Here is an 11,319-nt window from a genome sequence, read left to right as displayed (position 1 = left end):
TCGCAGTCGTGGAAAACATCAAGCGTTTCAATAGCTTCGCTGAGTTTTACCCGTATTACCTCAGCGAACATCGCAACAGCATTTGCCGACGATTGCACTTTGTCGGCACCACGCTGGTTATTTTCATTCTGGCCCTGACCATCGGCAAAGGTGCGTGGTGGATGTTGCTGGCCCTGCCGCTGGCCGGTTACAGCTTCGCCTGGGTCGGGCATTTCTTCTTCGAGAAGAATCGCCCTGCCACCTTTCAGCATCCTCTTTACAGCCTGCTCGGCGATTTCGTCATGTACCGCGACATGATTCTGGGTCGCGTGCCGTTCTAGGCTCCATTGGCTACAAAAGCGTCATGTGCAGCCAATGCTGGATCCAGTTCCTACACTCAACACACCCCTTTCGATCAGGACAAGAGGATAGCCGATGAATGTCCATGCCCGTTTTACCCATATGCAGGACGGCACGCAGGAAGACTGGGCGATCATCGCCGCAGACTTCAGCGCCTATGCCCGGCAATTGCCCAAACGGATCGTGGCGCACCTGAAATTATTGGAGGGGGATTTCGGCGGTTTCCCGGTGGATCGTCTGACCCACTCCCTGCAAACCGCCAGCCGCGCATGGCGCGATGGTCGCGACGAAGAGTACGTGGTCTGCGCGCTGCTCCATGACATCGGAGACACACTGGGCTCCTACAATCACCCGGATATCGCCGCGGCGATCCTCAAGCCATTCGTCAGCGCCGAGAACCTGTGGATGGTGGAGAAGCATGGGATTTTCCAGGGCTATTACTTCTTTCATCACCTGGGCATGGACCGGCATTTACGCGAGCAATTCAGCGGTCATCCGCAGTATCAGGCGACCATCGAATTTTGCGCCCGGTACGATGCGGCGGCGTTCGATCCGGCGTACGACACGCTACCGCTGAGCTTCTTCGAACCGATGATGGAGCGGTTGTTTGCGCAGCCGAAGAACTCGATTTACAAGGCGGCGATGGAAGAACACGCGCCAGCCTGACAGATCTCAGGAGACCGCTTCGCGGTCCATCGCGAGCAGGCTCGCTCCCACAGGTTTTTGCAGCGCTCAAAAAAGTTGTGCACCACCACAACCCTGTGGGAGCGGGCTTGCCCGCGATGAGGTCGGCCAATACACCCGATTTTTAAGCCGGCTCCGCGACCTTCACCGCCTTCAACTCCGCCTCCCGCGCTTGGGCATCGGCCAACCGATACAGCTCGATCGACCCATCCCAATGCTCGATCAGCGCCGTGCACGACTCCACCCAATCCCCGCAATTGAGGTAATCCACCCCGCCGACCTTGCGAATCTCGGCATGGTGAATGTGCCCGCACACCACACCGTGCAACTCGCGTTTGACGCATTCGTGGGCGATGGCTTCTTCAAAATCGCTGATGAAACTGACGGCGGTCTTGACCTTGTGCTTGAGGTACGCCGACAGCGACCAGTAGCCATAGCCATAACGGGCACGCCAATGGTTGAGCCAGCGGTTGAGCGTCAGGGTGAATTCGTAGGCCGAGTCGCCAAGAAAGGCCAGCCAGCGGTGGTAGCGGGTGATCACGTCGAACTGGTCGCCGTGGATCACCAGCAAATGACGGCCATCGGCGGTCACGTGCACGGCTTCGTCCACCAGTTGGATATTGCCCAGTATCAGCTTTGAATAACGGCGCAGGAATTCGTCATGGTTGCCGGTGACGTAGATCACTTCGGTGCCACGCTTGCTCATGGTCAGCAGGCGACGGATTACATTGGTATGCGCCTGTGGCCAATACATGCCGCTGCGCAGTTTCCAGCCGTCGATGATGTCGCCGACCAGGTAGACCTTGTCCGCGTGGTAGCCCTTGAGAAATTGCGACAGGTGTTCGGCCTGGCAGTCCCGGGTGCCCAAATGCACGTCGGAAATCCATAAGGTCCGCACACGTTGCTTACGGCTGGGTTTGGCGAGCTCGGCGCTGGTCATGGGCAACCCTCAGGACAAGTTTTGGCAAGCTTGCACCGGTCGGGTTAATCGCCCATGACAATCGCAAGTCAGTCCCGTGACAACGTGCGAACGCATCCCTCGGTGTAGACTGGCGACCTCACTCATCAAATCGCCATGAGACCTGCGATGAGACCGATCCTCACGCTACGCCAATACACCCACGACCTGATCGTCCACAGCCACGACCACGCACAACTGGTGTTTGGGCTGTCGGGCGCGCTGGATTTCGAGGTCGACGGTCGTGGCAGTCAGGTGGTGCAACAGAGTTTCGTGGTCGTGCCGTCCGGTTTTCATCATGCCTGCGGCAGCGCCAATGGCAGTCGTTGTCTGGTGCTGGATGTGCCGAGCGATCAATGGGTTTCGCAGTCCCTTGGCGATCACGCCGAGGCCAGCCGCCGCATGCTCGACAACGCTGGGCGCCTGTCGCTGGACGCGGGGCAAAGCCAGCTGGTGAGTTGGCTGGCAGGCAGTCAGATCAGTGATCCGCTGATCGCCCAGCAAGGCGCGGTGCTGTTGCTCGCCAGCCTTAACAATGCCAAATCTGACAGTGTGGGCGGTCGGCGTCTGCCTTATGCGGCGCTGAATGCGCACATCGATCAATACGCGGCCTATCCACTGCAAGTCGCCGATCTGGCGCGCATTGCCGGGCTGTCCAGTGCGCGGTTGCATGCGCGGTTCGTGGCGGAATGCGGACAGACGCCGATGGACTACATTCGCAGTCGTCGGCTGCACATTGCCGTTGGCTTGTTGCGGGATTCAGCACTGCCCATTGGCGAAATCGCCTGTCGGGTCGGCTACAGCTCGCAGAGTGCGTTCGCCGCCGCAGTGTTGCGTGAGTTCGGCGCCTCACCGGGAAAAATACGGCGCGAGGCTGGCGACAAATGACGCGAGTCTGGCGACAGACATAACCGGCTCGGCACGATTCAATGTAGGAGCTGCCGAAGGCTGCGATCTGTTGACCGTGCTTTTTGAAGATCAAGATCAATAGATCGCAGCCTTCGGCAGCTCCTACAGGGGTCGACGGTTGTCGGCCGGGTTCGATACGTTTATCAAGGATTGCAATGACTCCCCGTACCGCCCTTGGCGCTCTGCATATCGGTGCACTGATGTTCGGCCTGACTGGCGTATTCGGCAAACTCGCCGCTGCTTCGCCGGCCATCATCGTATTCGGCCGTGCTGCGTTTGCCGTCCTTGCCCTGACGTTTTTCGCACGGTTCGCCAGCAATACCCGTTGGCAGAAACTCGACGCCACGGACCTGCGTCGCCTGCTGCTCAGCGGTTTGCTGCTAACCGGGCACTGGGTGAGTTTCTTCATCGCGGTGAAGGTGGCCGGGGTGGCGATCGCAACCCTGGGCTTTACCAGTTTCCCGGCGTTTACCGTGATCCTCGAAGGGCTGATTTTCCGCGAGCGTATCCGCGCCAATGAAATCCTGCTGGTGGTGCTGGTCAGTATTGGACTGGTACTGGTCACGCCGGATTTCGATCTGGCCAGCGGCGTCACCACTGGCCTGCTTTGGGCAGTGGCTTCCGGCTTGCTGTTCGCCCTACTGTCCCTGACTAACCGCGCCAGCTCCGGACGAATCCCGCCGGTGCAGGCTGCCTTGTGTCAGAACGTGGTGGTTGCGATCTGCCTGCTGCCGGTGGCGGCGCCGCAGTTGAGCGAAGTGCGCGCCATCGACTGGCTGTGGATCGGCCTGCTCGGGGTGTTCTGCACCGGCGTCGCCCACAGCCTGTTCGTCGCCAGCCTGGCAGTGATCAAAGCCCGGACCGCGTCAGTGGTGTTTGCTCTGGAGCCGGTTTACGGCATCACTCTGGCCTGGCTGTTGTTCGATGAAAACCCGACCCTGCGCATGCTGATCGGCGGCGCATTGATCCTCGTGGCCATCGTGGTTTCCAGCCGGTTGTCCGGCAGCTCAAGCAAGAACGCCGTGGCGGCACAAGCCCCATCTCACTGAGTGCGATCGTTGTGGCCCAGGTCGCGGTCCGGATCGATCTGATCGCGGACCCGTTGCTTGAGCACCTTGGCCTCGGGAAAACCACCGTCGACCTTGCGCTCCCAGAGCTGCACATCGTCACAGAAAATGTGAAAAACCCCGCCGGTGCCGGGCACCAGAGACACTTTGCCCAGGTCGTCGCCGAAGGTGCTGAGCAGTTCCTGGGCCAGCCAGGCGGCGCGCAACAGCCATTGGCATTGCGTGCAATAGGTGATGACGATTTCCGGTTTACGTGCGGTCATGATTGGCGAAGTTCCTGAGCCTGAGGGGCAATAGCGGTAAAGTGCGCTTCAGCCTCGACGTTAATGGTGCGGACGAACAGGCGATTTCGCAGGAGCGAGGCCAGTGTTATCGAATACCCGCCAACAGCGTCCGGGCCGTCTCCTTGAGCGGTTCATCGCCTTCCTTGAGCAGCTCGTTAAGCAACTCGATGGCACTGTCCAGATCGCCGTCGTCGATGCAGGTCTGGGCCTGTTCAAGTTTACCCGCGCTGCTCGGCCCCGCCGGTTCAAGATCCATCAATTCAGCATTCAGCGGCTCAAGCTCCAGCGGCTGGCCGGGATCGCTGAACTCGTTGAGAAAGGTCTCGTCCAGAGATTGGGCGTCAGGTTCGGCGATCCATTCAAGCTCGGGTTCGTCCAGCGTCGGCTCCTCGGGCATTTCGAAAACATCGGGCAATACATGCAGATTCGAGGTGAACCCGGGGTCGTCTACCTGCTTTGACTCATTCGACGGTTTAGCGCTGGATGATGGGCTTTCGAAGGGGCTGATCAGGTCCCAATTCGAATCCATCGACAGATCATCGAGGTTCAACTGGAACTCATCGCTCGGTGCCGCTTCAGGGATTGCAGGCATGGGCGGCGCCACTGCCACGGCAGCGACCACCGGTGCGGCGCTAATCAGTTTCGGATGGCGGGCGCGGATGTCCTGAAGTTGCTGTGCATCGAACCCGGCGTCTCGCAGGCTACTTTCCTGCGCGTCATAAGCTTGCACGTCCCCCTGTTTACCGAGGACTTCCAACAGTTGCACGGCCAGATCGGTGCGCTGGGGTTCCCTGATCAAGGCATCTCGCAACAAACCGGCCGCCTCGGACAAACGGCCATATGCCAGATAGATACCAACCCCTTCCAGCACGTCGCCTGCGGGAGGCTCTTCGGCCGATCCGGCTAGCGGTTGCGGCTGGGACATCGGCCTGATCGGTTCTGCGGTACGGTTGAGCACCGGTTCATGACGCGACGGCAGCACGGGTAACGGCTCGGGCTGGACCTGATCCTGAACCTGCTGTCGTTGACGGCGAATGAATACGCCAAACAACGCCAACGCCACTATTGCCAGCATCCCGATGATCAGCAGCCATGGAGTCGGTTCAGACTCCTCAGCTACAACGGGCACCGGTGCCGTCACCTGGGGCACGACCGGCTCTAACGATGCCTGTTTGACTTCCGCCAATTGGGTTTGCAGCTCGATCACCTGCTTTTTCTGACCGGCGATCTGCTCGTCCTGACCCTGAAGCTTCGCATTGAGTTCATCAATGGTCTTTTGCAACTGTTGGTTCTGCAGCACGCTGGCGGCCAGTTGCTCGGCACCAGCATCATTCGCAGGCGCGGCAGCTGGTTTATCGACATCAGGCTTGGGCGCCGCTGCCTTCGCAACAGGTGGCGGTGCAACAGCCGGTTCGACGGACGGGAACGCGGAAGACTGAGGGCGCGGCGCGGGGTCGTCGTTGGCGGGAACAATGCCCGGCGAACCCGGCGGATCGATCAGCACGGTGTACTCGCGCAGCAGACGCCCGTTGGGCTGATTGAGCTGCACCAGAAAATTCAGAAAGGGTTCATTGACCGGTTTGCTGGAAGTCACCCGGATCAGGCTGCGGTTGCCCCGCAGGATCGGTGTGAACTTCAGGTCGGTGAGGAAGAACACCCGCTCGACACCGGCGCGACTGAACTCGTCCGCCGTCGCCAGGCTGACCGACAGCTCGCCCTCCTCCAGACCACCGGCGTCCACCAGGGCGATGTCGGCATTGAACGGCTGGTTCAACGCCGAATGCTGGGTGATCTCGCCCAGCCCAAGCGCAGGGGCCAATGCCGAGTAAGTGACGGCACCACCGACCAGCAGCAGCCTGGCGCAACACCGCAATACAACGTGCCAACTCTCGAGCATGAGCATCCCTTAGATAACCAGAACCAACCTGTACGTATTCGCACATCCGGTACGAACACTATATTGCCTAGGGGGCGTTCTCAATGAGTTTCCCCTCCGCGTTGTCGCCTTAAAGCGGGCCAGGCAAGGCGCAGGCCGCTGGGAATGGTTGTTCCCTTTCCAAGGCCTGCAACGCAGGCTGGCCCGCTTTAAGGCACAACCCGAAGGGCCGGGCCTGCTGTTGTGCAGGGCTGCGTTGCTCGAAGCTTATTTGGAATGACCAAACCACGCTTCTCGCGCCTTGCCCTGCACAACAGCAGACCCGGCGCGGTGGGGAAACTCATTGAGAACGCCCCCTAGTTCTTTATAGTCTGCCCAACGGGGTATCTCAAAAGTCCTGCGCGTGGTTGTGCCTCAAGATTTTTCCAGGTTGGCCAGGATGTGCCCGTGAACTCGCATGCAGACTTTCAAATCCGCCTCATCAACGCCTTCGAACAGTTCGTGGCGCAATTGAGTGGCAATGGTTTCAATTTGTTCGATCAAGGGTCGGGCCGGGGCACAGAGGACGATTTTTTTCGCCCGGCGGTCTTCCAGCACGGATTGGCGCTGCACCAGGCCCTGACTTTCCAGGCTGTCGAGCAATCGAGCCAGGGTGGGCCCTTCGACGCCGACGCTTTGCGCCAGTTCGCGTTGGGTGGGGGCATCATCGAAACGCGCCAGGTGCAGCAGCACCAGCCAGCGCGCCTGGGACAGACCCAGGCCAGCCAGTCGGCGGTCCAGTTCGGCACGCCAGCCCCGAGACATCTGGGCCAGTTGCATGCCAAAACGGTGTTGATCGGTTAACGGCATAAAACACTCATGGTTAGACTGAAAATAGAGAAAAACTAATTATTAGTCAGCTAAGCATGACCTTTGGCTATAGGCAAGGTTTGCTCTGTACTGAATCGTTACATCTGTGCCGCAGGCCATTCAGACTTCAAATTCCGACTGCAGGGCGGCACGAACGCAGTACAAAACGCCTTCCGGAACTCTCCCCGCGAACAGCGCGGCAACCTCCGACACGGGCGGCAACTCGCCTTCGCCGTCGAGGAAAGCGTCCTGGACTTCGCCCATCAACTCTTCAGGCAAATCCAGCGCCTGTTCCAGTGACAACTGCTGCTTGCCAATCGCCTCGGCGAGCATCGCGTAGACGTTCTTTTCCGAACATTGCAGCTGACCGGCGATCTGCAGGGGTGTCATGCCGGCCCGGGCCAGGGTGATCAGCTCGTGGCGCACATCGGCCACCACTTTCGGCGCCTCGACCTGACCACCGAGCACTTCGAGGAAAGCCTCGCCGTAACGCTCCAGCTTGCGCGCGCCAACGCCGCTGACCGCGGCCATTTCCGCCAGCGAGGTCGGCTGACTGCGGAGCATTTCCAGCAGTGTCGAGTCGGGGAAGATGACATATGGCGGCACACCGTGTTCTTCGGCCAATTTGCGCCGCAAGGCACGCAAGGCTTCCCACTGTTCGCGTTCTTCACCGCGAACCAGTTGGCTGGCCTGGCTCTTGCTGCTTTTGGCGGTGGTTTGCGGCTTGAGGTCACGACGCAGTTCCAGGGTCACTTCGCCTTTGAGCAGCGGTCGGCAGGTATCGCTCAGGCGCAAACCGCCGTAGCCTTCGAGATCGATGTCGGCCAGACCACGGGCAACAAGTTGTCGGAACAAGGAGCGCCATTCGCTCTCCCCCATCGCTTTGCCTACACCGTATACCGACAAATGCTGATGACCGAAGCTGCGAACCTTTTCGTTGTCCTTGCCCAGCAATACGTCGACCAGATGACCGACGCCATAACGCTGACCGGTGCGATAAATCGCCGACAGCGCCTGACGGGCCGGCTCGGTGGCGTCCCAGGTCTGTACGCCGTCGACGCAGTTGTCGCAGTGGCCGCAGGGCTCGGGCATGTCTTCGTCAAAGTACGCGAGCAGGGTCTGGCGGCGGCAGCGGGTTTCTTCGCAGAGCGAGAGCATGGCGTCGAGCTTGTGCTGTTCCAGACGCTTGTGGCGCTCATCGCCTTCGGAGTTTTGCAGCATCTGCTTGAGCATCACCACGTCTTGCAGGCCGTACGCCATCCAGGCATCCGCCGGCAGGCCATCACGACCGCCGCGACCGGTTTCCTGGTAATAGGCCTCAAGGGACTTCGGCAAATCCAGGTGAGCCACAAAACGTACGTTAGGCTTGTCTATGCCCATGCCGAACGCCACGGTGGCGACCATGATCAGCCCTTCCTCGTTGAGGAAGCGCTTCTGGTGATGGGCCCGCGTGTCGTTGGGCAGACCGGCGTGGTACGGCAGCGCCGGGAAACCTTGCTCGCTGAGGAACACCGCGACTTCATCAACCTTTTTGCGCGACAGGCAGTAAACGATACCGGCATCGCTGCGCCGCTCGGCGAGGAACGCCAGCAACTGCTTGCGCGGCTGTTCCTTGGGCACGATGCGATAGAAAATATTGGGGCGGTCGAAACTGGATAGGAAGCGCTCGGCATCCTGCAAATGCAGGCGATCGACGATTTCTTCGCGGGTGCGCTTGTCGGCGGTGGCGGTCAGGGCAATGCGCGGGACGTTGGGGAACAATTCCGCCAACTGCCCCAGTTGCAGGTATTCCCGACGGAAGTCGTGGCCCCACTGGGATACGCAATGCGCTTCATCGATGGCGAACAGGGCAATTTCAAGGCTTTGCAGGAAAGCCAGCATGCGCGGCTGAACCAGGCGCTCGGGTGCCAGGTAGAGCATTTTCACCTCGCCGCGCTTGATCCGCGCCGCCAGATCACGCTGTTGCTCAGCGCTCAACGTGGAGTTCAACGCCGCTGCGGCGACGCCCAGCTCTTCGAGGGTGGCGACCTGATCGTCCATCAGCGCGATCAGCGGTGACACCACCACCGCCAGGCCCTCGCGCAGCAGTGCCGGCACCTGGAAGCACAAGGATTTGCCGCCACCGGTAGGCATCAGCACCAGGGCGTCGCCGCCACTGGCCACGCGCTCAATGATTGCACCCTGACGGCCACGGAAACTGTCGTAGCCGAAGATGTCCTTGAGGACGCGTTGAGCCTGTTCGAGCATAAAAACTCCAAAAATCACCGAAACATCCCTGCAAGGCTGGTTCAGAATCATGAAAGCTGCACCGACAAATCGTAAGTGCGCATTGCATGACGCTGTACATTTCAGCCGTGACGCCAGCAGGGCATCACAAAACGCGCGAGTATACCCGACGCCTGTCCGGCAAAGGGTGCCGCTGATAAGACGCACGGGCGCGCAAAAATGCCGCGCGGCTGGCCTGAGCGCTCAAGAAGGCCTAGAATTCCCGCATCGTATATTCCCCAAGGTAGCCCTTTAATGTCCTTCGCTGAGCAACTAACCCGCCTGCAAGTCTTCCTCGACGCCGACGAGCTGCATGACGAGGCGCTGGACTACGTGGCCGCCCACGGCTACCTCACCGCGCTGTCGATCTGTTCCGAAAGCGTTCCCGACCGTGAATGGATCGATGCGCTGTTCGCCGAAGAGCCGCATTACGCCGACGACACCGAGCGTGAAGCGATCGAGTCCACCCTGCTGCTGCTCAAGGCGCACATCGCCCGCCAACTGGCGTCCGACGAAGAGTTCGAGTTGCCGTGCGACCTCGACCTGGGCGACGACCCGGACGATTCCGACCTGCGCGGCTGGTGCATCGGTTTCATGGAAGGCGTGTTCCTGCGCGAAGCAGCCTGGTTCGAAACCGCCGAAGACGAAGTCAGCGAAATGCTGCTGCCGATCATGGTCGGTTCGGGTCTGTTCGACGAACAGCCTGAGTTCTCCGACATCGCGGCCGACGCCAACCTGATGGACGACATGATCGTGCAGATCCCGGAAGCCCTGACCGCGCTGTACCTGCTGTGCAACGCGCCAGACGAAAAGCCGGCGATTCTCAAGCCACGTCACCACTAAGGTTTTGCCTATGGACAACCCCATAGGCAACCGCTCCCTGATGTTGCGCTACGTGCTGCTGGCCATCGGCTGGCTGAGCGTAGCGCTGGGGGTGATCGGGATTTTCCTGCCGGTGCTACCCACCACACCGTTCCTGTTGCTGGCGGCCGCCTGTTTCGCCCGCAGTTCACCGCGCTTCTATCAATGGCTGGTGGAACATCCACGGCTTGGGCCGTGGGTTCGTGATTATCTGAGTGGCAACGGCATTCCGCTCAAGGGCAAGGTCTATGCGATCGGCATCATGTGGGCAAGCATTCTGCTGTCCTGCTACCTGGTGCCCCTGCCGTGGGCACGCGGGTTCATGCTGACCAGTGCGGTGCTGGTGACGGTTTATATCCTTCGGCAGAAGACGCTGCACAACTCTTGAGATTGATCGTTCCCACGGTCCCCGTGGGAACGATCATCAACTCTGCGTCTTTCGTCCGACGACCTGCTCTTCCTCGCTGAAAACACCGCCTAGACTTCAGACATCTGCACCCGAGCAGCCAGACATGTCCCGCAGTCCGCGTAGTCCAGGAAGGTCAACGCTCCGACTTCGGTTCGGCGGATGGCTGCTGCTGACGAGTTTTCTGCTGGCAGGGCCAGGCAGCCTCTCGGCTGATCACGACTTTGCGCAGATTCTGCAAACGGTCCAAAAACGCTACGGCCCCCTTGGTCTGGCTCGGGGACGGATCGAGGCCTGGACTCAAATGCTGCAAAGCGAACTCAACTCGCTCGAGCACGAACAACTGAACGCGGTCAATAGCTTCTTCAATCAACAACTGAGTTTTCAAGACGACACACGTATCTGGCATCAGACCGATTACTGGGCCACACCAGTGGAATCCTTGATCAAGGCAGCAGGCGACTGTGAAGACTACGCCCTGGCGAAATATTTCAGCCTGCGTCACCTCGGCATTCCCAGCGAGAAACTGCGCATCACCTACGTCAAGGCCTTGACCCAGAATCAGGCGCACATGGTATTGACCTTCTACAGCAGCCCCACGGCCGATCCGCTGGTGCTGGACAATCTGAGCAACGAAATTCGTCCCGCCTCCCAGCGCAAAGACCTCCTGCCGGTGTACGCCTTCAACGCCGAAGGCCTGTACTTACCGGCAGCCAATGGCGGCAAACGCAGCAGCGACTCGAAAAAACTGTCGCGTTGGCAAGACGTGTTGAGAAAGATGCAATTTGAAGGGTTCGCCGTGGGCGAAGGCTAGCCGCTAT

General features: G+C 59.9%; 12 protein-coding genes. 7 read left to right on the top strand and 5 right to left on the bottom strand.

Annotation, left to right across the window (positions count from 1 at the left end):
* Positions 1-8: 8 nt before the first annotated feature.
* Both PSH97_RS07645 and PSH97_RS07640 read left to right on the top strand, forming a co-directional pair.
* Positions 9-320: an Mpo1-like protein gene (locus PSH97_RS07645; RefSeq protein WP_305448712.1), complete on the top strand. Its 312-nt coding sequence runs from the start codon at positions 9-11 to the stop codon at positions 318-320.
* A gap of 94 nt (positions 321-414) precedes the next feature.
* Positions 415-1,005: an HD domain-containing protein gene (locus PSH97_RS07640; protein ID WP_305448711.1), complete on the top strand. Its 591-nt coding sequence runs from the start codon at positions 415-417 to the stop codon at positions 1,003-1,005.
* A 142-nt stretch (positions 1,006-1,147) separates the two neighbouring features.
* On the opposite strand, the gene PSH97_RS07635 is transcribed toward PSH97_RS07640, so the two are convergent.
* Complete coding sequence (locus PSH97_RS07635; RefSeq protein WP_095051704.1) at positions 1,148-1,963, bottom strand: UDP-2,3-diacylglucosamine diphosphatase; 816 nt, start codon at positions 1,961-1,963, stop codon at positions 1,148-1,150.
* A 147-nt stretch (positions 1,964-2,110) separates the two neighbouring features.
* Between PSH97_RS07635 and PSH97_RS07630 the strand changes: the two genes are divergently transcribed.
* Both PSH97_RS07630 and PSH97_RS07625 read left to right on the top strand, forming a co-directional pair.
* Positions 2,111-2,869 (top strand): helix-turn-helix transcriptional regulator, encoded by a 759-nt coding sequence (locus PSH97_RS07630; RefSeq protein WP_305448710.1) that lies wholly within the window; start codon positions 2,111-2,113, stop codon positions 2,867-2,869.
* A 176-nt stretch (positions 2,870-3,045) separates the two neighbouring features.
* A complete protein-coding gene (locus tag PSH97_RS07625; protein ID WP_305448709.1) occupies positions 3,046-3,939 on the top strand; it encodes a DMT family transporter in 894 nt (297 codons plus the stop codon).
* On the opposite strand, the gene PSH97_RS07620 is transcribed toward PSH97_RS07625, so the two are convergent.
* The 4 genes from PSH97_RS07620 to recQ form a co-directional block, all read right to left on the bottom strand.
* A complete protein-coding gene (locus tag PSH97_RS07620) occupies positions 3,933-4,220 on the bottom strand; it encodes a SelT/SelW/SelH family protein (RefSeq protein ID WP_305448708.1) in 288 nt (95 codons plus the stop codon). The genes PSH97_RS07625 and PSH97_RS07620 overlap by 7 nt on opposite strands.
* A gap of 106 nt (positions 4,221-4,326) precedes the next feature.
* Entirely contained in the window at positions 4,327-6,138 is a 1,812-nt protein-coding gene (locus PSH97_RS07615) for a FimV/HubP family polar landmark protein (protein ID WP_305448707.1), read from the bottom strand.
* Positions 6,139-6,531: 393 nt separating this feature from the next.
* Positions 6,532-6,966 (bottom strand): MarR family transcriptional regulator, encoded by a 435-nt coding sequence (locus tag PSH97_RS07610; protein ID WP_007895007.1) that lies wholly within the window; start codon positions 6,964-6,966, stop codon positions 6,532-6,534.
* A gap of 120 nt (positions 6,967-7,086) precedes the next feature.
* The gene (recQ, locus tag PSH97_RS07605; RefSeq protein ID WP_305448706.1) at positions 7,087-9,213 is read right to left on the bottom strand and encodes a DNA helicase RecQ; all 2,127 of its coding nucleotides are present in this window, start codon (positions 9,211-9,213) and stop codon (positions 7,087-7,089) included.
* 273 nt (positions 9,214-9,486) lie between these two features.
* Here recQ and PSH97_RS07600 point away from each other — a divergent pair, with 273 nt between their 5' ends.
* The 3 genes from PSH97_RS07600 (at position 9,487) to lapG (ending at position 11,312) form a co-directional block, all read left to right on the top strand.
* Complete coding sequence (locus tag PSH97_RS07600; RefSeq protein ID WP_007895005.1) at positions 9,487-10,074, top strand: UPF0149 family protein; 588 nt, start codon at positions 9,487-9,489, stop codon at positions 10,072-10,074.
* A gap of 10 nt (positions 10,075-10,084) precedes the next feature.
* Positions 10,085-10,480: a YbaN family protein gene (locus PSH97_RS07595; RefSeq protein WP_305448705.1), complete on the top strand. Its 396-nt coding sequence runs from the start codon at positions 10,085-10,087 to the stop codon at positions 10,478-10,480.
* Between the two features lie 124 nt (positions 10,481-10,604).
* Entirely contained in the window at positions 10,605-11,312 is a 708-nt protein-coding gene (lapG, locus tag PSH97_RS07590; RefSeq protein WP_305448704.1) for a cysteine protease LapG, read from the top strand.
* Positions 11,313-11,319 lie beyond the last annotated feature (7 nt).

Origin of the sequence: Pseudomonas cucumis, assembly GCF_030687935.1 — a bacterium.
Lineage (GTDB): Bacteria > Pseudomonadota > Gammaproteobacteria > Pseudomonadales > Pseudomonadaceae > Aquipseudomonas > Aquipseudomonas cucumis.
The sequence above is the reverse complement of the archived record's forward strand: the minus strand, read 5'-3'. Positions and strand labels throughout refer to the sequence as shown.